The 23,126-nt window shown below is 62.7% G+C and carries 15 protein-coding genes and 1 pseudogene; 5 read left to right on the top strand and 11 right to left on the bottom strand.

The genetic code is table 11. The features are described 5' to 3' along the window. Window positions 1-15: 15 nt before the first annotated feature. Window positions 16-1,083 carry a DUF7146 domain-containing protein gene (locus AC5ZFO_RS35285; RefSeq protein WP_496123233.1) on the bottom strand — a complete coding sequence of 356 codons (1,068 nt, stop codon included), beginning with the start codon at window positions 1,081-1,083 and terminating at the stop codon, window positions 16-18. Continuing rightward, window positions 1,083-5,414, bottom strand: coding sequence for a strawberry notch-like NTP hydrolase domain-containing protein (locus AC5ZFO_RS35280; protein WP_496123232.1), 4,332 nt, complete (start codon window positions 5,412-5,414; stop codon window positions 1,083-1,085). The genes AC5ZFO_RS35285 and AC5ZFO_RS35280 overlap by 1 nt, the downstream gene beginning before the upstream one ends. Window positions 5,415-5,743: 329 nt before the next feature. Between AC5ZFO_RS35280 and AC5ZFO_RS35275 the strand changes: the two genes are divergently transcribed. Beyond that, window positions 5,744-6,082, top strand: coding sequence for a hypothetical protein (locus tag AC5ZFO_RS35275; protein ID WP_496123231.1), 339 nt, complete (start codon window positions 5,744-5,746; stop codon window positions 6,080-6,082). A 40-nt stretch (window positions 6,083-6,122) separates the two neighbouring features. On the opposite strand, the gene AC5ZFO_RS35270 is transcribed toward AC5ZFO_RS35275, so the two are convergent. Next, window positions 6,123-8,264, bottom strand: coding sequence for a ParB/RepB/Spo0J family partition protein (locus AC5ZFO_RS35270; RefSeq protein ID WP_496123230.1), 2,142 nt, complete (start codon window positions 8,262-8,264; stop codon window positions 6,123-6,125). 170 nt (window positions 8,265-8,434) lie between these two features. Then, entirely contained in the window at window positions 8,435-9,631 is a 1,197-nt protein-coding gene (locus AC5ZFO_RS35265) for a DUF932 domain-containing protein (RefSeq protein WP_496123229.1), read from the bottom strand. A gap of 383 nt (window positions 9,632-10,014) precedes the next feature. On the opposite strand from AC5ZFO_RS35265, the gene AC5ZFO_RS35260 reads away from it, so the two are divergent. The 3 genes and pseudogenes from AC5ZFO_RS35260 to AC5ZFO_RS35250 all read left to right on the top strand — a co-directional run. Beyond that, a complete protein-coding gene (locus AC5ZFO_RS35260; protein ID WP_496123228.1) occupies window positions 10,015-12,150 on the top strand; it encodes a hypothetical protein in 2,136 nt (711 codons plus the stop codon). A gap of 355 nt (window positions 12,151-12,505) precedes the next feature. After that, window positions 12,506-12,721: a helix-turn-helix transcriptional regulator gene (locus tag AC5ZFO_RS35255; RefSeq protein ID WP_496123227.1), complete on the top strand. Its 216-nt coding sequence runs from the start codon at window positions 12,506-12,508 to the stop codon at window positions 12,719-12,721. Between the two features lie 460 nt (window positions 12,722-13,181). Beyond that, window positions 13,182-13,346 (top strand): annotated as a pseudogene (locus AC5ZFO_RS35250) (JAB domain-containing protein); the annotation flags it as partial. A gap of 110 nt (window positions 13,347-13,456) precedes the next feature. Here AC5ZFO_RS35250 and AC5ZFO_RS35245 read toward each other — a convergent pair. Continuing rightward, a complete protein-coding gene (locus AC5ZFO_RS35245) occupies window positions 13,457-13,729 on the bottom strand; it encodes a hypothetical protein (protein WP_282520360.1) in 273 nt (90 codons plus the stop codon). Between the two features lie 853 nt (window positions 13,730-14,582). Between AC5ZFO_RS35245 and AC5ZFO_RS35240 the strand changes: the two genes are divergently transcribed. Beyond that, the gene (locus AC5ZFO_RS35240; protein WP_282520359.1) at window positions 14,583-15,371 is read left to right on the top strand and encodes a bestrophin-like domain; all 789 of its coding nucleotides are present in this window, start codon (window positions 14,583-14,585) and stop codon (window positions 15,369-15,371) included. A gap of 26 nt (window positions 15,372-15,397) precedes the next feature. Here AC5ZFO_RS35240 and AC5ZFO_RS35235 read toward each other — a convergent pair whose 3' ends face one another. The 6 genes from AC5ZFO_RS35235 to AC5ZFO_RS35210 form a co-directional block, all read right to left on the bottom strand. Further along, window positions 15,398-16,261, bottom strand: coding sequence for a DUF1444 domain-containing protein (locus AC5ZFO_RS35235; protein WP_496123226.1), 864 nt, complete (start codon window positions 16,259-16,261; stop codon window positions 15,398-15,400). Window positions 16,262-16,365: 104 nt separating this feature from the next. Continuing rightward, window positions 16,366-16,704: a YMGG-like glycine zipper-containing protein gene (locus AC5ZFO_RS35230; RefSeq protein WP_404979737.1), complete on the bottom strand. Its 339-nt coding sequence runs from the start codon at window positions 16,702-16,704 to the stop codon at window positions 16,366-16,368. Between the two features lie 76 nt (window positions 16,705-16,780). Further along, a complete protein-coding gene (locus AC5ZFO_RS35225; protein ID WP_496123225.1) occupies window positions 16,781-17,497 on the bottom strand; it encodes a hypothetical protein in 717 nt (238 codons plus the stop codon). A 143-nt stretch (window positions 17,498-17,640) separates the two neighbouring features. Next, complete coding sequence (locus AC5ZFO_RS35220) at window positions 17,641-19,869, bottom strand: HAD hydrolase-like protein (protein ID WP_282520355.1); 2,229 nt, start codon at window positions 19,867-19,869, stop codon at window positions 17,641-17,643. A 61-nt stretch (window positions 19,870-19,930) separates the two neighbouring features. Then, window positions 19,931-21,244: a hypothetical protein gene (locus tag AC5ZFO_RS35215; RefSeq protein WP_496123224.1), complete on the bottom strand. Its 1,314-nt coding sequence runs from the start codon at window positions 21,242-21,244 to the stop codon at window positions 19,931-19,933. A gap of 11 nt (window positions 21,245-21,255) precedes the next feature. Continuing rightward, on the bottom strand, window positions 21,256-22,926 hold the full coding sequence (locus AC5ZFO_RS35210) for a S8 family peptidase (protein ID WP_282520353.1): 1,671 nt from the start codon (window positions 22,924-22,926) through the stop codon (window positions 21,256-21,258). Window positions 22,927-23,126: the final 200 nt, after the last annotated feature.

The raw sequence follows: 23,126 nt of genomic DNA, 5'->3' as shown, positions 1-23,126 counted from the left end.
CTCGTCCCGTTCCGGCTATGCCGCCAACTCCATGAAGCGCGCGACGTCCTGCGCCGCGATCTGCGCGCGGCTCGCGGCCCGAAGGGCGTCAAATCCGAGCAAGCGAAGGTCTTCGTTGAAGTCGCCAAGCCGTGGCGAGATCACGATTGCCTCGATCCCGACCTCCTGCGCCCGATCGATCAAGGTCGCCATGGCGGCGTCACCGGCAGGATCGTTATCGCGGGCGATGTAGAGCCGGCGGAGCGAGTCCGGGAAGAGGATGGCGGAGAGATGCGCTGCCGAGAGGGCTGCGACCATCGGCATGGTTGGCAGGACGCTGCGGAGCGACAGCATGGTCTCGATGCCCTCGCCCGCCGCCATGACCTCGCCAGCTACACCAAATCGAACGGCGTGACCAAGCAGGTCGCCCATCGCCCGTTTCGGCGTGTCGATCCGCGCCTTGCCAAGCGTTGTCTCGCTGAAGCCGTCGGGGTCGAGCCATGTGCGATGTGCGCCGGTCAGGTGGCCAGCGAGATCGGTGACGGATGCGATCATCGCCGGCCAGGTCTCGGTCGGGCTGTGGTCGTCGGGCCGGTAGCAGCAACGTAGGTGAAAGCGCAGACTACCGGTTGCGTGCAAAGCCGTAATGCCGCGATTGCGGAGATACGCTTCTACGAGTGTGCCCGCGATCGGCTGCGACATGCGGAAGAGCCGCCGCGCCGCCTCCGGTGATCCGAGGGGCGCGTGGGATTTTCTCGACCGGAGGCGATTTGGCTCCGGCTCCAGTTCAGGACGCGGCAGGTTCAGAAAGCGTCGCGCCTCATTGGCGACATCGCGAAAGTTCACGAGACCGCAGCTCGCGCGGATCACGTCGAGGAGATCGCCATATTCGGCCGAGGCGGCATCTCGCCAGTGGCCGGCGGCGCCAGGTCCGGAGTCCGGTCCGCTGAGCCGGACGAACATCGACCGGCCGGGCGTATTGCGGACGTCGCCCACCATCCAGTAGCGGCCCTGGCGCCGCCCGTTGGACAGGTAATGGCGGCACACCGCCTCGGCGTCACGCGCGAGACGGCGGGCCAGTTCGGAGGCGTTGTCCCGCGCCATCAGGCGGCCTCCCGCTCGCCGATGCGCTTGAGCGGATAGTGGTCGAGCACCTTTGCCAACGCTCCGGCGCCGGTCGCGTCTGTCGGCACGAACATGCGCAGCTTCCACGAGATGATCTCGCTGAAGAGACCGTAGGTGCGCAGCCGGTCGCGCATCGTATCGGAGAAGCCGGACAGCTCGATGCGATGGGCGCCCATCACGCGGACACGACGGAGCTGGAGATCCTCGGCGAGGTCGATGACGGTGCGTCCCTCCATCAGCGCCGAGAAAGCCTCTTGTGGCGTCAAGCTGCAGGTACCGGTGGCGCAAGCGTTCGCCGCCCAGGCCGGCGAAACCCTACGACCGATGATGCGCTCGCCATCGTCGGTCTGAAGACGATAGACCCGGGTCGAATCGTTCGGAAGCCGCTTCCAGATCGGCAGCAGCAGGCCGGCGACGATGTGGAGCGTGCTCTCGGCGAACTCGGGGACGTCGACGACTTCACCGTTCCAGGCCGCGGCGAATGCCTCACGATCCGCAGGCTGCCAGTGGCTCTCGTCCATCATCTTGATCGAAGCATGATGCTGCTCCATCGGGCGGATTAGCCGCACGCGGCGTTCGATCTCGCCGTCATCGAGCATGAAAGTCGACGCGGGAATTTGCACCGCGGCACGTCCCGAGCGCTCGTTGATTAGCAGCACCGCCTGAGAATCGGCGAGATAATCCAGCGCTTGATCCAGCGTCATGGGGTGATTGCGCCGGCGTACGGTGATGGTGAGCAGCCGGGTTTCTGCGCCAGTCGCGGGGTACGTGTAGATCGGGCGGCGATCGGTGACGACGAAGCTCTCGGCCAGCAGCGTCTCGAGGCCGACATCGTAGACGCCGCTGGCGATAGCGCCCTCGACCTTGGCGTTGAGCAACTGCTCGAAGGCTGTGAACAGCAGACCTTGCAGGTCGATGGTGAGCGCGAGCAGCCGGTTCAGGAACGTGGTGATCGGCGGCAGCTCATCCTTGATGCCGCTCGCGTCCGTGAGCTTCAGGCCCGTGGCGTCTTCGAAGGTCTGGAGCGAGCACCCTTCGACCTTGCCTCGCACGAGCAGGAGATAGAGCTGGCGCAGCGCATCTCGGGCGTAGTGGCTCTCGAGATTGTCCTCGGGCCGGAACAGGCCCTGGCCGCCGGTCTGGCGCTGCCCGCGCGTGATGGCACCCAGCGTGTCGAGCCGGCGGGCAATGGTCGAGAGGAAGCGCTTCTCCGCCTTCACATCGGTCGCAATGGGGCGGAACAGCGGTGGCTGCGCCTGGTTGGTGCGGTTCGTCCGACCGAGACCCTGGATCGCGGCATCGGCTTTCCAGCCCGGCTCGAGCAAATAATGGACGCGAAGCCGGCGATTCCGCGTCGAGACTTCGGCGTGGTAGCTGCGGCCCGTGCCGCCAGCCTCCGAGAAGACAAGCACGCGCTTCAGGTCATCCATGAACGCGGCGGTCTCTGCGAGATTGGCGGAGCCGGCGCGGTTCTCGACGGCGAGGCGATCACCCCTGCGGACCACGCGGCGCGAACGTCCCGTCACTTCCGCCACGAGGTCCGTGCCGAAACGCTGCACGATCTGGTCGAGCGCCCCGGGAACGGGCGGAAGTGAAGCGAGCCGCTCGATCAGCTCGTTGCGGCGAGCGACCGCCTCGCGGCTCTCGACCGGCTGGCCGTCGCGGAAGACGGGTCGCGACGAGAGATTGCCCTCTGCGTCGGTGAAGGGCTCATAGAGCTGCACCGGGAAGGAATGGGCGAGGTAATCCAGCACGTACTCGCGTGGCGTGATGTCCATGCGTACGTCGTTCCATTCTTCGGTCGGGATCTCGGCAAGCCGCCGTTCCATCAGCGCCTCGCCGGTCGACACGATCTGGATGACGGCAGCATGGCCCTCGGCCAGGTCCCGCTCGAGCGAGCGGACCAGGGTCGGCGTCTTCATGCTGGTGAGCAGATGGCCGAAGAAACGCTGCTTGGCCGATTCGAAGGCCGAGCGCGCAGCCGATTTCGCCTGACGATTGAGCGTGCCGGTCTCGCCGGTGATATTGGCGGCCTGCATTGCCGCGTCGAGATGATTGTGGATGACGCTGAAGGCGCCGGCGTAGGCGTAATAGATCCGCCGCTGCTCGTCGGTGAGCTGGTGCTCGACGAGCTCGTACTCGACACCGTCATAGGAGAGCGAGCGAGCGGTGTAGAGGCCGAGCGAACGAAGGTCGCGGGAGAGCACCTCCATTGCCGCCACGCCCCCCTCCTCGATCGCCTCGACGAACTCGGCACGGGTGGCGAACGGAAAATCCTCGCCGCCCCAGAGCCCGAGGCGCTGGGCGTAGGCGAGATTGTGGACAGTGGTGGCGCCGGTCGCCGAGACATAGACGACGCGGGCGTTCGGCAGCGCATGCTGAAGCCGCAAGCCCGCACGGCCCTGCTGCGAGGGGGCGACATCGCCGCGCTCGCCCTTGCCGCCACCGGCATTCTGCATGGCATGGCTCTCGTCGAAAATGATGACGCCGTCGAAGTCGGAGCCCAACCATTGAACAATCTGCCGGACGCGCGAAAGCTTCTCGCCGCGGTCGTCGGACCGCAGCGTAGCGTAGGTTAAAAATAGGATGCCTTCGGCCAATCGGATGTCGCGCCCTTGAGGGAAGCGCGAGAGCGACGTGACCAACAGACGCTCCATGCCGAGCGCCGACCAGTCGCGCTGCGCGTCCTCGCGCAGCTTGTCGGACTTCGAGATCCAGACCGCCTTGCGCCGGCCCTGCAGCCAGTTGTCGAGAATGATGCCGGCGGACTGGCGACCCTTGCCGGCGCCGGTCCCGTCGCCGAGCATGAAGCCTCGACGGAAACGGGCGGCATTCGGTGCGTCGTCGCGGGCGGCCGTGACGAGGTCGAAGGTCTCGTCAACCGTCCAGGCGCCGGCAAGATAGTTACCGTGCGCCTCCCCGGCATAGATCACTGTCTCAAGCTGAGCGTCAGACAGGATGCAGCGGTCGACGAGGTTCGCCGGCAGGCGCGGCCGATAGCTCGGCTTCGGCGGCACGACCGAAGCCATCGCGGCCGACTGCACCAGCTTGGTCGGATGCGCCTGCGCGCCGGGGATCCGGATCGATTGGAGCCTATATTCCTCGTAGATGGCGTCGCTGAGATGCGCGCCCTGGGACGGCGTCCAATCAATCGTCTCATAGGCGAGGTCGACGGCTTCGGGATCGGTGACGGAGGCCTTGGCTACATGTGCGGTGGCTCGTGCGAGATAACCCCGCACGGTGCGAAGCGCTGACGAGGTTGACACCGGAATCGCGCCAGTCGATTCGACGGTCAGGCGCGCCGGAACGTGTTCCCCGATCCAGCGGAGCAGCGTCGCGACGTCGGGCGCCAATCCCGGTGACTCCGGGAACGCGCGCGGGTCATCGGCCGGCACCTTGTCGATGACGGTGAGGCGCGTCTCGATCGTGGTGCCGTGCTTGGCGTAGACCGCGCCGGCTATCGCGGCGGTGAACACCAGGCGACCGCGTTCCTGCAATCGGGCGAAGGCGTCGCGCCAGACCGAGGCTTCGGGCGAGAAGTTTGCGCCTGATATCGTGACCAGCCGGCCGCCATCGGCAAGACGCGCCAGCGCCGAGGCGATGTGACGGTACGCCGTGTCGGCCAGCCGGCCGGAAACGTTCGCCATTGCCGAGAACGGCGGGTTCATCAGCACGACACTCGGGACGGCGGCGGGGTCGAGGTGGTCGTCGATTTGGGCAGCATCGAAGCGCGTGACGGAAATGGCCGGAAAGAGGGAAGCGAGCAACATGGCCCGACTCTCGGCCAGTTCGTTCAGCACGAGGCCGCCGCCGGCAATCTCGGCAAGAATGGCGAGCAGCCCGGTGCCTGCGGACGGCTCCAGCACGCGATCGGCCGCCGTTATGGCGGCCGCGGTCAGCGCAGCCAGGCCGAGCGGGATCGGCGTCGAGAATTGCTGGAAAGTCTCGCTCTCGGCAGAGCGGCGCGTGTGGGTCGGCAGAAGCTCCGCGATCTTGTCCAAGGCAGAAAGTCGTGAAGCCGCAGAGTCGGCTTTGCGGAAAAGCGTCTTTCCGTATTTGCGCAGGAAGAGGACGGTGGCGACCTCACAGGCGTCGTAGGCCATCTTCCAATCCCAGGCGCCTGTCGCATCTGACGCGCCGCAGGCCTCTTCCATTGCGGAGCGCAAGATTGCGGGATCGATGCGTCGACCATTCTCAAGATGCGGTAGAAGCTGCTCAGCCGCAGCGATGATGGCGCGGGCACCCTCGGGAGCGCACGCAGACGAGATCGGAGCGGCCTCGTCGGCCGCAATCGAGAAAAGGTCGTTCATGAAGGGAGCCTTGAGGAGAGCGGGAACGGGTGAGCCGGCCGGCGCTCTCTCTGGACCGCACCGCTCAAACCCGTCCCGGCCCCCCTCTCACTCTCTGCCCGATGCGCTTGAAACGTTGCGGGCAGAAGATCATTTACGCAGTGTCAGGGTCGCTGCGCGCTCGCGCAGCAAGAACCGCTTGTGGCGCAAGCCTCAAGAGCTGAATGGCCTGGTCAACAGGCTGCCGCTGACCTGCCTCCGCGCCCTTGCGCGGGGCGCGGGTCTCGGCAATGCGGTTCACGAGCTCCGACAAGTCCATCGAACCGCTTCGCACAATGAAGGAGGATTTGATGGCTCAAATTCTGAAGTTTCCTACCAAGAAGATCGAACCGGTCACCGTTCGGAGCGGGAGTAAGCACCGTATCAGCGTCGAGGTGCTCGATGATGTTCGGCCGCGACGCACGCGGTGGAGGGTTCAGTTCGAGATCCAGGAAGCAGCAGGATTTGCTGCTTTGAAAGGCTTTACCGATCGCGCCGTGGCCAATGGCTATCGACATCGCTTCGAGGTCGGCAGCACGCGGCCGGTACGGCAGTTCGTAGCGGAAACCTCCGGTCTCGTCGCCGCCGGCAGGATCGCGATCTGGATCGACGGCCTGAAGGTGCAGCCACAGGTGGCTCGCAGCGCATAAAAATAGGCTGGGGCGAAGATCGTCGCCCCAGCCTATGCTTCTACTCGGCAGCGATCATGTGCGGCTCGTCGGCCTGATCGGTTGGAGTGTCCTCGTCGTCCTCGGCGAGGAATTCCGGCAGCGCCTCGGCACCGCCCTCGGGCTCCGCTGTGTCGGCGGTCGCAGCCTGGTCGACGTCAACCATTCGAAGGGACTCGGGCAACCAGCCGGTCTCGGCCAGAAGGCGTTCGGCCTCCTTGGCCATGTCGCCCTTCTTCAGATGCTCAATGAGTTGAGCGGCCCGCTCGCCCGAGCCCTCCCGCACCGCCTCCAGGATGCGGCGCTTCGGTACCCGACCGAGATAGTTCTCGACGGTCGGCCGCCAGCCGGAGACGACCATGTCGAGGTCGACGGCCCGGGCGATGCGATCGGCCTCCTTGATCCGCTGCTCGACGATGTTCGGGGTGACGCCGCCGTAGCGGTCGCCTTTCTCGTAGAGCGCGTTGACGCCGAACGAGGCGCAGTGCGCAAACAGCGCCGCTTGCTCGTCGCCCGGGAGACGCGTGAGCCAGTCCCAGAGTTCGGCTTTGTCCTTCGGCAGGCGCTCCTCCCAGGTCTTATGGCGCGCGTCGATTGCCTTTGCAGCCGGGCAGTCCTTCAGGCCCTGCGCCTGCACCGGGAAGCTGGCGTCGCGCAAGGAGATCTCCATCGCCGTCCCGTAGGAGGAATACCGAGAGAAGATGTCGAGGCAGAACTTGTGCAGCACCGCTTGGAAAGCGACCGACGGCGCGATTGCCAGCTTGTCGCGCAACGCCAAAGTCCGCTCTGCCGTGAGCTCGGTCAGCAGGCGGTCCGGCAACGGCTTGACCCCATCATCATCCTCGTCCTCGGGTTCCGCAACCTGCCCGCCGATGGTGATGACGGCGCGCTGGATAACCGGCGCTGATGATTCGGCGCCGTCCAGGGCCGCGGCAACGGGTTCGGCGTCGCTGTTCGGCTTGGGCTCAGCTACGGGCGGCTCGTCCTCGGGCCGGACATAGCCGCGATCGACCGACAGCCTGCCTTCGGCGTCGATGCTGACGAACACGCCCGCGCGGGCCATGTCGGCCGGTTGATAGATGACGGGCCGATCGTCGAAGGCGGCAAGAGCGGTCTCGATCTCGCCGAGGCGCTGATCAACCTCATCGGGGAGCTCATCCACGCTGTCATGCTCGGCTTCGAGCCTGGCGTATTCGGCCTTGAGGGCCTCGATGGTCCCCTGCTCTTCGGCCGAAAGATCGGCAGACACGCCGTCCAGTTCGCGCGAGCCGCGGGTATGGCCGTAGGGAAACTCAATGGCGAGCTCGATCCACTTCCAGCCTTCGGCGGCGATCGTCTCGGCCTCAGCCCTCAGCTTCTCAGCGACCAGACGGTCGAGCAGAGCAATGTCCTCAAGCCAGCCGCCGTCGTCGGACTGGAACAGATCGCGCAAGACCACGCCACCGGCCGCCTCGTAGGCATCGAGGCCGACAAACACGGCGCGCCGGTCGGAGGCGCGCACTGTCTTCTCCGTCAGCATGCGGCGGATCTGATAAGGCTCCTTCTGGCAAGAGCCGGAGATCGCCTTCCAGGCCTGCTCCTGACGGCTGTGATCGGCGGTGACGGTGAACGCCATCAACTGCTCGAGAGACATGCCGTCATCGGCATAGACGTCGAGCAGCGCGGGCGAGACCGAGGCGAGCCGCAGGCGCTGCTTCACCATGTTGACCGAGGTGAAGAAGGAAGCCGCGATGTCCTCTTCGGTCCGGCCCTTCTCGCGCAAAGCCTGGAAGGCGCGGAATTGGTCGAGCGGGTGCAGTGGCGCGCGCTGGATGTTTTCGGCCAGCGAGTCGTCTTCGGCGAGAATGGTGGTCGCCGGATCGCGAACGACGCAGGGCACCGGCGCGGACTTGGCCAGGCGCTTCTGCTTCACCAGCAGCTCCAGCGCCCGATAGCGGCGGCCGCCCGCCGGAATCTCGAACATGCCGGTCTCTGCGCCTTCGGCGTCGAGGACTGGCCGGACGTTGAGGCTTTGAAGCAAGGTACGCCGGGCGATGTCCTCGGCTAGCTCCTCGATGGAGACGCCGGCCTTCACACGCCGGACGTTTGACTGGCTGAGCACCAGCTTATTGAAGGGGATGTCGCGCGAGGACGACAGGGTGATCTTCTGAACGGCAGGTGCCATGGGTGATACTCCGCGACGGGCGGCCCAAAGACTCTCTCTGGGACCTCCAACCCGTCACGAAGCGCAGCGCCGCCCTCTTCCTCTGAGGGCAGCGCCGCAAACCGACGATCAGGAAACGGAAAAGCACGAAGCCGGAGACACGCCGTTCCGCATCTCCGGCATTCCGGATATCAGGCTGCCTGGTCGAGCAGCTTCTTCGCGCGCGCCTCCAGATCGAGGCGTGCGTCCTGATGGGCCTTGCCCCGCGCAACCGCTGTGATGCCTTGCACGAAGTCGAACACGCTCTCGGGCTTGCGCCCTTCCTCGGATAGCACCCTCTCGATGATCTTCGCTGTCTCGGTCTTCGAGAAGCCGCGCTTGCGCAGGAACTCGCTGCGGTCGTCGTCGGTGCGGGCGACGATCGTTTCTCGCGCCGCCCTGATGCCGTTGACGAAGGGCATCGGTGATGAATTGGCAAAGCTGGCGAGTGCCGGCGCCGCCTCGTGCGCAAAGCGTGAGGCGGCGTATTTGGAGTGACGAATGGTGATCTCTTCAAAATCCTCGACGCCCCAGAGATTCCGGTTCTGGCAGACGGCGCGGAGATAGAAGCTCGCCATGCCGAGCGTCTTCGCTCCCACCTCTGAATTCCAGCAGTAGAAGCCGCGGAAGTAGAGGTCGGGCGACCCGTCGGACAGTCGACCGGCTTCGATCGGATTGAGGTCGTCGACCAGGAACAGGAAGATGTCACGATCGGACGCATAGAGCGTCGTCGTGTCCTGGGTGCTGTCGACGCGCGGGTTGTAAAAGCCAGTCGTCCAATCGAGCACGCCTGGCACCTTCCACCGCGTGTCCCCGGTGCCGTTGCCGGCGATGCGCTGCACGGCCTCAACCAGCTCGTGGTCGAAAATCCGGCCATATTCAGGCCCTGTGACGGCGCGCAGCTCGACGCGACCGTCTTCGATCTCGAGCGTCTTCACCTGCTCGGCGGAATGGGAGGTCAAGCCGTATTGCAGGTTGATGCCGGCCAGCGGCGCCGGAAGCTGCCGGAGGTAAGCCGCCGGCGCTCCGACCAGGCCGGCGAGTTGGCCGAAACTCCAGTGGGTCGGTGCGATCGGCGCGTCAGAACCGGGCAGTACCAGAGCCAGGCGCTCGGCATCGTCGCGGCTGGCCTCAACTCGAATCGCAGCGCTCTCGACCGTTCGGGTCCGGCTTCGCTCGGTCCGTCCACGCACCGCGACACAGAGGTCCGACAGGGACAGATAGCGCTCGTCCGCTGGCCGCGAGAACCATTCCGACGATACTCGGCCGACGCGCGTCCCGCGTGTCACGTCCACCTTGTAGCCTCCGGCATGGTCGCGGCCGGCGCTCAAAACTTCGACTTGGGTCATGGGTCATCTCCACGACAGGCGCCGGAGGCCTTTCCTCCGTTCTTCAACCCGTCACAGCAAAGCCCGTCCGCCCTCTCACTCTAATGGGGGCGTTGCGGGGTCTCCCCGCAGAAGGGGTCGGCCGAGACCAAAGGCTCGGGCGCAGGGGAAAACTTTCCCCTCAAGGGTCTTCCCCCCGGCGTTCAGAATGTCATCGGAGCACCAGGTCGCGTAACCCGATGGATCTGCCCGGAAAGTTTAGTGCACCGCAAACGAGGCGAACGGAAAATTGGGTCCCAGTTTGCTGGGCACTTCCACCAATTCCATACGGCAGCTTGACTTGATGTCCCGCAGACCGTCAGAACGATCACTCAGGGATCACCACGTCAGCGATTGAAACGAAAATGACGCTCGATATCAGGGGCAGCATCAAGAATACGAAGATTAGCTCGAACCCATACGTTGTTTTCGAGGAACTGATCTCAAATGCGATCGACTCGTTCCTGATCCGCAAGCACGAGGATGCCTCTGCAACGGACATGCTGGTTGACATCGACGTCGAATTCATTCGAGCTGACATGCTTGATGATCGCGAGTCCATGATCGTTTCCTGCAAAGACAACGGATGCGGGTTGGGAGACGATCAGCTCAAGGCATTTCTGACCAAGGATACCTCCTACAAGGACGACCTTCCGATCTTCGGGATCGGTCAGTGCAAGGGTGCGGGACGAATCCAGTTCTTTCACCATTTCTCGGCTCTCGCGATCGACAGCACCTATCGCAGCGGGCACGATATCCTGAGGCGCCAATTGCGCTATTCAGAGCCGCAGAAGCAGATCGACCCTGAAGACTTCGAAACCGGCACAGGAAGTGAAGGCGCGATCGGGACAATCGTACGGCTTGAGCAATTCAAGGAAACCTCTCTCGCGCGGATTCAGCACTCAGAGCCACCTAGCACCCTGTTTTCCGCGCCCGCTTTGAAGAAGCAAATGCTGGTTGCCTTCCTTCAGAGGTTGGTGGGCCTAGCGAGTCGGCTCGGGAGCTTCGAGATCAGGTTCACCACTCGCCATTGGAAAACGGGCGACGAGATCGAGGTATTGAGACATTCCGACTTGCCGGAAGTCACGGCTGAGCGGGAGGTGGACGTTGAGGAACGAGACCCCAGGAGCGGCGATGGCTTAGCGACGCATCAAAGGTTTAAGCTTTCTCACTACCAACTCAACGAGAGCCTCTTCGACCTACCTCGAAATGCCATCGCCTTTTGTGCGAAATCCTCGCCCGTCAAGGATATCACCCCATATTACCTGCGGACCCGAACGGAGCAGAACAATCCAGTCGGCGGATTTCACCACATCGTTCTGATCGAGAGCGACTACCTGGATCAGCGCGTGAACGAGCAGCGCGACGACTTCGACAACATTCCTGACGAGATACCTAGTGGAGATATGTTTTCAGTCGAAAAGCTGTCTTACGCAGCAATTCACGAGGCGATTGATCCGATAATCGAGCAGATGGTCGTCCCTGCGGATTGGGACAAGGACGACATTTTGAAGCAAGTCACTGATCAGTTTGGTGTCAGCGAGGCGATGCTCCAGGACACCTCGACGCGCATTGTTTATGGCGAAGCAGCCCAGTCTGTCGCTGAGCGCGTTCTAAAAAAATACCAAGAAAGAATCATTGATGAGACTGCGGAGATCTTCAACCTCAAAGAGGAAATTATAAAGGCCGAGCCAGATTCGGAGCAGTTTCGCGCTAAGATCAACGAGCTTTCGTGGAAATATACATCATCCCTCAAAGCATTTGACATGGCGAACCTATCGCAATTGATAGTCCGCCGCGCCGCGATCGTACAGATTCTTGATCTTGCGTGTCGTAAGCAACTCGCGGCACAGGCAGTCGCTGAGGGACGTCGCCGGAAGGACGAGAAGATCATCCACAGCATCTTCTTCCCGATGCGGAAGGATAGCACTGAGGTCGCTGACCACGACATTTGGCTTCTGAGTGAGGAATACCATTACTACGACTACATCGCCTCAGATGTGCCGCTATCGAGCATCCGCTGGAATGACAGCGAATGTGTTTTCGAAAGTGACATCGACCAGGAGTTTCAAAAGCTGCTTGCCAAGCGGGCAGACGACAATGGCGGCAAACGGCCAGACATTGCTCTCTTCAGCAAGGAAGGCTCAGCCATTATCGTCGAATTCAAGGCCCCGGGAGTATCGATGGACGAGCATATCGGCGACCTTTCAGAGTACGCTCATTTGCTCGCGGCCAAATCAGGAGGCCGGCTAAGGAAATTTTATGGATATCTTATCGGCGACACTGTCAATCCACTGCGTCTGAGCGGAACTTGGACTCCGTTTTCAGTCGGCCAGGGATGGTTTCAATCCAGCGCCCTATTGGATCCTCGCACTCGGCAACCGTTGGGTGAGACCTATTTTGAGCTGCTCCACTTCGGTGACGTCATTGAGCGAGCAAAGAAGCGGATTGGCGTATACCAGGACAAGCTCAAGTTGAATCTACATCGGGACAATCATTGAAGGCGCGTTGAGCGTGGGTAACGAGCTCTTGGCTCGACCGGGGCAGGTGAGCGCGCCATGTGGTCTTCCGAGGCGTAGCGCGCGGCCAGGCGGCCGAAGCCGCTTTTCACTCTCAGGACAGTACCCGCAGCCTTCGCTACGTCATGTACCTGCGACCGAGAGGCGCAAGTATTTTTGCTACGCCCTGTCACGCCATCTTGCGACTGTCAACGAAGGTCGACGCGCCAACTCGTCCCGGTTTGACGAGAGCTATGCGCGGTCGTCGAGAATACCGTTTTCTTCCGTCATTCTGGGTGTCAACATCTCAACTGTCTCGACCGTGACGTCTCGTGCGGCGGAGTGATGGAGAAGACGAATGACAGACGCCAAATTCCTTACCCCGGAGGAAGTGTCCGCACGATATCGTAACGAGGTCACTGTTGGTACGCTGCGGAATTGGCGCGCGATGCGAACAGGGCCTGCATATATCAAGATCGGGAAAGCCGTCTTATACCCGGTGAGCGAGCTTGACGCTTGGGATCGCAGAAATCTTGTGATTTGTAGTGCGTCGAAAGGACTGGACGTGAGCTAGCGTGGGATAAACAATAGAATTCCTCAGGCCCGTACAATGTGCGCTCGCATCCTTCATGCCGCTATACTCGCCAACCGCGCACAATTTTCCACGCTCGGCGGTGTACGTCGTGAATCATCGCCTACGTCGAAAGTCAGCTCTCGACACTGAGCCCATTTTCCCGACGGGCCTTCCAGCTATGATCAAATACTAAACACAGAGAAAGCGACGTTGAGCTGAGCACTCGCTTCGACGTGAGTCCCAGCATCTTCAGTTCACGCCTGTCTTTGAGAGTTCGCAGAAAGTGGTGTAGTCTCGTTCGTGATCCAGCGTGCTCTAGGCAAACGGTCCATGCGCAGACCTGTCGCGAGGGTGATGTTCACGTTGGATCATCGGGTACCGATCCCAGATCCACACCCCAACGGCCCTTCGCTTCGACGAAAATCGCCGTTACATCAAAGCGATATGCCCCGACGGAAGGTTGGTGCACAACCACCCCTCAGGCGATCCCTCGCCCTCGCAGGCCGACATCCAGATGACGAAAGCGATCATCGACATCGCCAAGCCGCTGGGAATTGCCGTGCACGATCACATCATCGTGGGCAGAAGCGGGCATGCCAGCCTGAGGGGACTGAAGCTGATCTAAACGACGTCGCCTCTTGGGGGCTAAAGCGGACCTTACCAATCGCCTCGGCTAGGCAAGATGACAGGCCAGTCTCTCAGCGAGCTCGGCAGGGCGGGCCGATGATCACTTCCTTACGGCAGCGACCCTCTAAGGTCCGCGACACCAAAATCTACCGTGGCTCCGCCACCGTTCTCAGAAGTCGTCTGGGTGCGGGCCTCGCTGTGTGCTGGCACAGCGATGACCCGGTTGCCTTTCTTCTCCGCCAGTCCGACATTTCGAGCGAGGATCGCGCCAAGCAAAAGCATCGTGACCATCAGTCCGCTCACGGACGCAGTCACATAAACATTGGACCAATTGCGCATCACTACACCACCCATGCGCATCGCCCCGGCCCGATGCAACATGCGTCGTTGAGTCGTTAGGCGATTTGGTGGCGCGGCAGTGGCGTTCTGGAGTTCACCTCACTTGTTACGCGGTGGCGGCCACTCGTTGCAGGTTCGTGGCGAGCGGATTGCTTTGAGCAGCCTTTCCTGTGGACCGCCGCACTTCCATCACAGGAGGCAGCATCGACTCAGGCATACTCCGAAATTGCGCGGCTTGCTCTCCCGGCCGCGCGGATCTGGCCTGGAGCCCCGGCTGGTACGGTCGGGGCTCTCTTTGGAGCGGCTCTCTGAGACCGTTCAGCTTGGCCTCGGGCGGCGGTCTTCGTGCTGCCAGTCGCCTAAGCCACTGACCCGATCACTAGCTCCGTCAGAACTGCTGACGTTGCTATCCGCTTCCGGGATTTCAGCGCTGTTCGTCTGGATCAGAAATAGCTGTTTCTGCATCTCGACGAGGCGCGCGCGGCTATATTGCCAAGACCAAGGCCCACACCATTATTCCGCAGAATCCGCCAGCACCCAAAGAAGCAAGGAACTAGCATCGTTGTAATGGAAGACGGCGCCCGTTTACGAAATGAGCAAGCGGGCGCTATTTCCACTTACGGCGTCGCGAACGCCTCCAACAACGCCTTTGCTCCACTCAGGTCACGAGTGTCGAAGCCCTCGGTAAACCAGCCGTAGACCGGAGCGAGAAATTCTCAAAGGTCCTCATTCCGTCTCCCTTGATCGCGCCGCAGCCGCGCCGTGCCAATTGTTGCGCGCAGCTCAAATGACGACAATTCCGGGCTGTATCGTGGTTCGTCGTCGGCAAGAGCGGCCACGCCGGCCTGCGCGGATGCGGTTGATCTAAGGCTTCGAATCAAGTGACAACAGCGGCATGAGCGACTGGCTGCACAATCTGCCCGTGCCCGTGATGGCGCTGGTGATCTTCGGATTCACCTATCTCCTGGCCGCGGCCATCTTCGCGGGTATCGCGCTTGTCGCGACGGAGGAGCGCGCGAAGTCGCTGAAGGCGATCTCGCCGGGCATGCTGCCGGTGCTCGGCATCATCTTCGGCCTGTTCGTGGCCTTCATCGCGGCGCAGGTCTGGGGCGACAGCGACCGCGCCAGCGCCGCGGTGAGCCGCGAGGCCAGCGCGCTGCGCAGCGCCGTGCTGCTGGCGGCCGGCCTGCCGGCGGAGCAGGATGCGAGGCTGCGCGGTCTCGTCCGCGACTATGTCGGGCAGGCCGTCGCGGTGGAATGGCCGATGATGGCGCATCAGGAGGCCTCGCTGAAGGTGACGCCGCCGCCGCTCGCCGAAGCCCTGCAGATCGTCGTCGCGATGACGCCGCAAGGCCCGGGGCAGGCGAATGTCCAGCGCGAGCTCATCGCCGCGCTGGAGCAGGCGCTGGATGCGCGGCGGCAGCGGATCATCGTCAGCCTCGCCGCGGTGAACCCGGTCAAATGGTGGTGCCTGTATCTTCAGGCGGCCTGCGCGCTGCTGGTGATCGGCCTCGTTCATTGCGACAACCGGCTGGGATCGGCGATCGCGATGGGCCTGTTCGCCACCGGCGTCGCCACCTCCGTCCTGCTCATCGCCGCGCACGACCGGCCGTTCGCCGGCCAGATCTCGATCCAACCGGAGCCGCTGCTCCAGATCATGCCGGGGGAAGCCGGCAAGAGTTGAGCAGAGCGGCCGCCCGAGAGAGCACCTCACCGGACGAGCTGCCACCCCTTCGGCGTCCAGCGCAGCAGCGTGCCGGACAGCGGCTTCGGCGCGCGCGCCATGAGGTTCTTCGTCAGCGTCCGCAGCGCGTCGAGCGCGGCGCTACTGTCTTCGCTTGCATAGAGCACGAGATCGGCCGACGGCGCCGCGACGATCAGGACACCGCCCTGGGCTTGCGCGAGCGGCGCCCAGCTGTCGACCAGCGCGAGCCGGCTGGTCTGATAATAATCCCCCGTCAGCGTGCCGAATTGTCCTGACGGGACCGCTTTTGCGACCGTCGTGAGCGGCTTCACGCTGCTGCGCAGATTGGCGATGGCGACGTCGAAGACCTGGTCCTGCGTCAAGGCGAGCGCGGCACGATCCCTGTCGTTGAACACCCTGACCGCGCGCGGCGAATCCAGCACCGGGACGATCACCAGCCCCTCCGCCAGGGGCCGCGTCAGCGCCGGGCCGCGCGCGTCGACCTCCCGAAGCGCCTGCCGCATGTAATCCGCCGAGCGCACGACCACGCGAAGGGCTGCTCGGGTCGGCGGATCGTTCCGGCTGCTCGCCGTTGCCTTGACGCCGCTGACATAGGCGCCGATCTCCCTGGCGCAGCCGCCGGTATTGGCCTTGCAGAAGGCGTAGATGCGGTCGAGGTTGGTTTGCAGAGGGCCGACCGACAGCGTCAGCGGTCCCTTGATCACGACCGGGGTGTCACGAATCTTGGCGCGGATGCGCTCGGCCACGAAAGCGGTAAACGCGGGTTCGTCGGCTGGAATCTGCTGCGCCCGGGCAGCCCCGGCTCCGACGAGATCGCCGGCCACGATCGCGGCGATCAGCCACCGGCATATGCGAGATCGGATGCTCATGCGAACCACCGGCTCGGGAGAGCGGCTCGCCGGCCGATACTCACCCCTCCGCGTCCAATCGAATGCCGGCCGCCATCGATCCTGCGACGCCAGCGGCTGATCGATCAATAGCAATAGCGTTGGCTGACCCGGACGTAATAGCCGTCGGGACGCTGCATGTAGCAGCCGCGCTGATAGGCGTAGTAGCCGGAGCGGCGGCGCTCGCCCTCGGAGGCGATCGCAGCGCCCGTGCCGGCACCGACGACCGCGCCGATTGCGGCGCCGCGTCCGCCGCCGATCGCGCCGCCGAGAATCGCCCCGCCGACACCGCCGATGATCGCGCCGCCGATGGCATCCTGAGCCGCGACCTCATGCGCCGGCATCGCCATCGCGACCGTCAGACATGCAGCGATTCCAGCGGCTCGAAGCATCTGTGATTCTCCTATCCGAGGACCGGTCATCATAGCCGCCGCGGGCCATTCAAACCAGAACAATCGCCAATGGACGGGTGAGCCGCCTTTGCCCGCGGAAGAATGCCGCCTAACCACATGGGGTCAGATGCTGCTCCAACGTCCTCATGTAGCGAAGGGCGAGGCTACGCGTATGCGCGATCTCCACGACGAAGCCTCGATCTCTGCAGGCGGCCTTGTCGTTCATCAGATCGACAAGCTCGGGAGAACGAAAGACCGTTTCGTCGTACCAGGAGAAGAACTCGGTATTTGCAAGCTGGTCGGCTTCACCCAAGCCCAGCGTCCGGGCGTGATTTCGCGCCGTATTGGCTGCATAGGCGAAGCAACATTCGACGAAGTTGGCTTCATCCTGGGTGATGAGGAAGGATCTGGTTTGCAAGTCGGGCAGCAGCCATTCCGTCATCTCCACGGAACCGGCCTCAATCGCCGCGCATCGCTTGCGCAGCCCCTTGGGGCCAGTGACGAACTCCGCAAGCGTCGGCCGTGGGGGTGCCATTCGGGCCAAACGTCCCGGCTCGCGCTCGCAGATGTATTTTCGCCACGCCCAGCGCTTGAGCGGCGGCGCGGCGAGATATAGAGCCTCGGTGAAAACACCGAGATGAACCACGAAGACCGGCCGATGCAGAACCGCAACCGGCGGCTTGTAGGGTCCTTCGACAATGCGCAGCTCGAAATCGACCGCTCGCGCGTTGCAGATGTCGGTCCATCTTTCGCGCAGCTCGGCAAGGGGCTGACCGGCAGCGCGATTCATCTCCGCGACGAAAACAAAGGCGTCGAAATCCACCATCAATCCGGGCGTCGATGGATATTGACCGCTGGTGTTTCCGATGAAGGCGACATCGATGCACGCCGGATGCATCGAATAGGCACGAAACGAGTCCTTGAGATCGGCGATGATGCCAACGAGATCATTCCGTGCCGACCCGGACATCACCATCTCCGCTGGTTGGCAACGCCATCGTCATCCCCGGCGCGACGTCCCTCGCTGCCGATCGAGACCGCAATCAGATCCTCGATCTGATTGACGAGGATATTGTCGACATGGGCCGGCAATGCCGCGGGGCCGACCGCATCGAGCTCCTCGTTGACTTTCCGGACCAGGCTGGCCACCTTGGGATCGGAATACGTCACTCCCAGGTTGGCCATCATCTTCGCTTTGCATTGCGCGGCGATTCCACCCGCTTGCTTGAGAATGACGACCGGGATCGACCGCTCCAGCGCCATGTTGATCTCGATCTCCGTCCCGGATGGTCCTCCGTCGCGTGACGACCCGCCCATGGCGACGAGTATGTCGAGCTCGCTGATAAATCGCTCCCGCATACGACCGAAATCAGCGTCAGCACGGCCGGCACCTTCGTCAGACACCACCACCGCCGGGGCGGTGCGACTGAATTGGGTGCTGCCGCGTCTGCGCAGATAGAATCGCGCGGCGTTCGCATTTCCCTCGAAGGCCGCCTCGACCACGGGAACCCCCACGCCGGGGCCATGTCCGGACGTCACCCGGAAGTCGCGCTGCACCAGAGCCCGTCCCATCCGTAAACATAGCGCCTCGATGTCTGACGTCTTGATTGTTCCGCCATCGAGCACACCATCCGGCACCAGCACACCCTTCTCCTGCTTGGCGGTGCCGCTGAACCCCACAATCGGCCTGATTGCGATCACGGCAATCTGCCGCACCCAGCGCTCGATGTCGGAATACTCCTTGAACAGGTGCGTCTCGATGCGCATGCGCTTCATGTTCTCGACATACATGGCCTCGACGATCCGATCAGCAGGATGCTCGGCGGCCTTCACCAGAAGGTGGTGCCAGAAACGGGTGCGTGGGACCGCCTTGGCGGCGCTGGACAGTAGGCGGCGCAAGGCCGGATCGGTGAACGAGGTGCCGACGAACACGATGGCGCTGCTGCGATAGTCGTCCTCGAACAGGCGCCATATCTCGCGCCGGTGGCGTTCAGCCAGATCGAACTGCTCCTCCAGAAAAACGAGATCCCATTCGAGATCAATCGCGTATTTGGCGTGCTCGAAGTCTCCGTTCATCTTGACGATCAGATGGCTGTTGGCAAAGTTCTCCATCAGGGTGCCGTCGTCCCTCACGACGGAGTGCGGGAAGTTGCCGCTTGCCAGCGCGGCTTCGAACAATTGATCGTAGTTGGTGGTCCAGATCCGGGACGCACCCGACCGCATCATCGCATAATGATAGGCGTTCGGCCGTTTTTGCTTGCGCTGCATAAAGCTCTGCTTGAAGCGGTCATAGACATCTTGCGCCCGCGCCGATTCGGCGGCGACCAGTTGAAGCAGCTGCGGCAGGCTGTATGTCGTTTGACCTGCCCACAGGCTCATTTTCAACTGTTGCAGGATTGGAAAGTAATGATCATCCCAGCCACCGATGCCGGATTGCACGGACACCCCGGCGCCCGCGTAGAATACCAGGCGATCGACACGGATAGCGCCCTTCAGAGTGGATGGCATATTCCGATGCGACGCGAGTTGCGAGGCAGGCGTGTCGCGCAGAACAGCCTCAAGGTCGGCAACGTTGCGTAGCAAGGCACGACAGCCGGTGTAGGCCCGACTGCTCGGCTCGCCTGTCCAGGCGGCGTGGTAGTATGTGACGCCCGTGCCTGCGGTGACGTCAAAGTCGCGGTCCGAATCGCCAACGTAGACCAGTTCATTCGGCGCCACGCTCAACTTTCCGGCCAGGGCCCGAACCGCCGCAGGATCCGGCTTTTGGCCCAACGGCGCATCTTTTCCCCAGATCTCGTCCATGAAGCCGTGCAGACCGAGATGGGTTACCAGTTCGACGAGTTCGGCCGTCGCGCGCGACGAGAGTATTGCACATTTGATGTCGCGCGCCTTGAGATCCTGAAGCAGCAGTTGAATCCCGCTGACGACCTTTCCCTGACGCTCACCGGCCTTGAGCGTCTCGCGATAGAAATCGCAGATGTCCGCAAGGTTCGCGGTCGCGGCGGGAATGTCGGCGTACGCAAGCGCGATCAACGCATTGGGACCGTAAAGCGGCAAAGTATTGGCCGAAATGTCGGGCCGCCCGGTCGAAGCCTCAAACCGATCGAAAGTCCTTGCAAGCGCTTTTTGGCTTGCATCGCGGCCGTCGAAGATCGGCCCGTCGAAATCAAAGATGACACCCCGCAACGATATCGGCATGTGACACGCGACCTTCGCGAATGACTATGTACAAAATGCTATGGCCTCTCTCTCGGCAAGATCATGCCTGGATTACACTGGCCAGGAGTTTCCCGACGATCGGATTGGTGACGTTGTTGTGGGCGTCCGATTGAGCGGTCTTGATGATGTATTGGTCGGCCAGGAACGTGTTGATCTTGCCTCGCTTGGGCGCGAACTGCTGGGTGGCGTTATCGGGCTCGCTCACGCCCGGCTCGAGTTTCTGCGGCCCGTTTGCCCCCATCGCGCCGAACTCGTCGCTGGCATCGCCGACGCCTTGCGTGGTGTCACGGGAAAAGCGCGAAGCGATCGCATAGGCAAGCGTACACGCAAGGTCGTTGTGGGTGTGCGTGAACACGATGGGACCTGTGGGCTTGCCGACCACTTTCGGAAATGCTCCGGCGACCTGATGGGACAGGGCATTGTGGGAATAGGCCCCCTGCAGGATCGTGAGCGAAAATAGCTCCAGATTCGGAACCGCATCCCAGCGATTGGCCGCCGCCGTGACCAAACGTCCGCCAAAGCTGTGGCCGACCAGATGCAGCCGAACCGCATGCGAAGGCGTGAGCTTTCGAAGAACATTATCGGTGAGGCTGACGCCGACGACGCCAGCACGCTTTTTCATCTCATAATAGGTGAGCTGGTTGAGGAAGCGGCCGACAGCGGCGCGCGCGCCGGTGAACAAGCCATGCACGGCACTGCTGAGACCCATGGCACCGCCGACCTTCGGAGCGAGCTTCAGCACGGGTGGCGTGGTAAGGCTGCCGAGCAAAAACTGTGCTTCGGTGCGATCTGCGGCGGCGCGCGCAACCCGGGTTGCGTCAACCCGGAGTTCCTTGTCGGGCGAGTGTGCATCCACCTGCACCGCTGCTGCGGCATGCTTGGCGAGATCGTGCGAGGCGTCGGGATTCAAGTGCTGGGCAGCGGTGCGCGCCGCGGCGATGGTCTGCGCCGCGGACGGGCCCAGGAAACTGGCGAAGTCCGCCAATACCGCGTCGAACTCCTGCTGAGGCAGGTCTGAGACCGAAGCACCTCCGGAAGCGGAAAGCGTGCCTTGCGTGCCCACATCCGTGATCGCGGCGGCATCGAAGTCGGTTTGAAACGCCTTGGCAGGCCACAGCACGCCGGCGACGACGATCTTGTCCGCGCGGCCAGCCGGCATATTGCCGACGGCGTTGGCCCAGAGCGTCCCGTACAGCTTCGCCGCATCGTTCCTGTCGTTCTTCCAGCCATGGGACATCACCACCAGGTCCTCGATTCCTGGCTTGCTGAGCAATGCCGTGAGCTGCGCTACGACGCCCGCGTCAATTGCACCATTCTCGTCAAACTCCAGCCAAATCGACGGAACATCGCTCATAGGCGTCCTCCCTAAACGGATTGCAAAGCGCGCAGCAGATCGAGCAAGCCGGCCCCCTGGAATTCTGGTCGACGCTTTATATTGGTCGCAGCCGCGACGAAGATTTCCTTCACCTGTTCGGGCTGCCCCAGGAATTCGCTGCGGACCGACAGGAAGGCCGCGATCGCGCCAGAGACGTGGGGAGCGGCCATGCTGGTTCCGGAATCCTCTCGGAACAAGGCTTCGGTCGCAGCAACATTGTTCATCAAAGCGCAGGAGACGATGCGCTCGCCCGGCGCGACCAGATCGGGCTTCATCCGGCCATCCGAGGTCGGGCCCTTGGCCGAGAAGAACGAAACACCGAACGTGTGGGGCATGTCGCGATGGGTCGACCCCACCGTAATGGCAAGACTCGCATTGCCGGGATCTGCGATCGTCCCCATGTGTGCCGCGCGCTCGGCCGCCCCGTAATAGCCGCTGACGACACCGTACCCACCATTGCCAGCCGCGACGACCACGCAGACCCCCGAGTGCACAAGGCGGTCGACCTCGACGCAAAGAGGGCTCTGCCCGGCTGCAAACCATTCGGGATCGAACGGATAGCCGAGGCTGAGATTCACGCCGTGAATCTTCAGGCTTCGTCCGTTGTCGTTGCAGCGCTGAATATATCCGAGCGCGGCCAGCAGGCTGCTGAGATCGCCCGATTGACCATCGGTGAGCACTTTCAGACTGACGAGCTTGCAGTCGCGCGCCAATCCCGCGATCGGCTGCTTATGCTCGGTAGGGACCGGGCTGACGTTCCCTTTGCTGTCCCGCACCTCTGCCTTGATGCTTATCTTGATAATTGCTGTCTCGATCCCGGGCAGGTTGTCCTGCGTGCGGCATGTCAGACCGGCAATGATGCCGGCGACATGTGTACCATGCCCGTCCTGATCGGTCAGGGCTGCGGCCTGCGACGCATCGGAATCCGGATATTGCTTCGTGAAATCCTTGTGCAGGAGTCCATCCGGGAGCTTGGTGGTTTCGAGCGATCGAAAGTGTGGATGAGTTGCGTCGATGCCCGTATCGGCGACCGCCCAGACGATCCCCTTCCCGCTCGCTTGAAAGGTGTTGAACGCCGCGTCGCATTTGATCGTTCGTACCGAATCGTAGACGCAACGCTTAATCTCGTGATCTCGCCAGATCTTGTAGATCAGGGCAATCGGCTTCGCAGCCACTGGCGACGATTCGGGACTGCTCACATCCGCCGGCTTGCAATCCGATAGCTTGCCGATCGTCTTGCTGGTCAGCATTGCGAAAACGTAGTTATCCGTCCACATCGACTTCTCGATGTCAATATTGTCGGCCGGATCGAACATGGCGATCAGCGACGCATCGAAGCGGGCCGCCGCAGGCGCGAGCGCGGGAACAAGCTTCATCTGGACCGAGGGGTCCGCCAGGCCGCGCGCCTTGCTGTAGGCCCACAGCAAGACAAGCCGGGCGCCGCCGATCCCGCCCGAGAAGCTCCGGTTGAATTCGATGATCACCTTGAACGTGGGCTCCGCAGCAGCGGCCTTTGCTGCGGTCCTCCTCTTCGCACCGCCGTCCATGACCGCCAGCAGATCGGGCGCGATCGAAGTCTTGGTCAAGACCCGTCCTACATCGCCCGCACTGGCCTTTGTCTCGCTAGCTTGTGTCTCGCTCGCCGGCTTCTTGCGCACCATACGGAAACTGCTCCCGCATCCAGACACGTGCTCGGATCACATCGAAACGCACGGGTTAAAATACATTGGGCTTCCGGCTTCGGCGACCGAAAGCAACCACCGCTAATATCAATTCAAATATCGGCATGTCGCTGGGCTCAACATCCCGTCACGACACACGTTACAATTGCACGGACGTCAGATCCATTCAATCCCGTTTT

This window comes from Bradyrhizobium sp. Unk1 (assembly GCF_059512345.1).
The sequence above is the reverse complement of the archived record's forward strand: the minus strand, read 5'-3'. Positions and strand labels throughout refer to the sequence as shown.

Excerpts from the sequence above, each read along its gene's own strand:
- AC5ZFO_RS35285 (WP_496123233.1), bottom strand. The coding sequence starts at position 1,083 with ATGGCGCGGGACAACGCCTCCGAACTGGCCCGCCGTCTCGCGCGTGAC.
- AC5ZFO_RS35280 (WP_496123232.1), bottom strand. The coding sequence starts at position 5,414 with ATGAACGACCTTTTCTCGATTGCGGCCGACGAGGCCGCTCCGATCTCG.
- AC5ZFO_RS35275 (WP_496123231.1), top strand. The coding sequence starts at position 5,744 with ATGGCTCAAATTCTGAAGTTTCCTACCAAGAAGATCGAACCGGTCACC.
- AC5ZFO_RS35270 (WP_496123230.1), bottom strand. The coding sequence starts at position 8,264 with ATGGCACCTGCCGTTCAGAAGATCACCCTGTCGTCCTCGCGCGACATC.
- AC5ZFO_RS35265 (WP_496123229.1), bottom strand. The coding sequence starts at position 9,631 with ATGACCCAAGTCGAAGTTTTGAGCGCCGGCCGCGACCATGCCGGAGGC.
- AC5ZFO_RS35260 (WP_496123228.1), top strand. The coding sequence starts at position 10,015 with ATGACGCTCGATATCAGGGGCAGCATCAAGAATACGAAGATTAGCTCG.
- AC5ZFO_RS35255 (WP_496123227.1), top strand. The coding sequence starts at position 12,506 with ATGACAGACGCCAAATTCCTTACCCCGGAGGAAGTGTCCGCACGATAT.
- AC5ZFO_RS35245 (WP_282520360.1), bottom strand. The coding sequence starts at position 13,729 with ATGTTGCATCGGGCCGGGGCGATGCGCATGGGTGGTGTAGTGATGCGC.
- AC5ZFO_RS35240 (WP_282520359.1), top strand. The coding sequence starts at position 14,583 with ATGAGCGACTGGCTGCACAATCTGCCCGTGCCCGTGATGGCGCTGGTG.
- AC5ZFO_RS35235 (WP_496123226.1), bottom strand. The coding sequence starts at position 16,261 with ATGAGCATCCGATCTCGCATATGCCGGTGGCTGATCGCCGCGATCGTG.
- AC5ZFO_RS35230 (WP_404979737.1), bottom strand. The coding sequence starts at position 16,704 with ATGATGACCGGTCCTCGGATAGGAGAATCACAGATGCTTCGAGCCGCT.
- AC5ZFO_RS35225 (WP_496123225.1), bottom strand. The coding sequence starts at position 17,497 with ATGGTGGATTTCGACGCCTTTGTTTTCGTCGCGGAGATGAATCGCGCT.
- AC5ZFO_RS35220 (WP_282520355.1), bottom strand. The coding sequence starts at position 19,869 with ATGCCGATATCGTTGCGGGGTGTCATCTTTGATTTCGACGGGCCGATC.
- AC5ZFO_RS35215 (WP_496123224.1), bottom strand. The coding sequence starts at position 21,244 with ATGAGCGATGTTCCGTCGATTTGGCTGGAGTTTGACGAGAATGGTGCA.
- AC5ZFO_RS35210 (WP_282520353.1), bottom strand. The coding sequence starts at position 22,926 with ATGGTGCGCAAGAAGCCGGCGAGCGAGACACAAGCTAGCGAGACAAAG.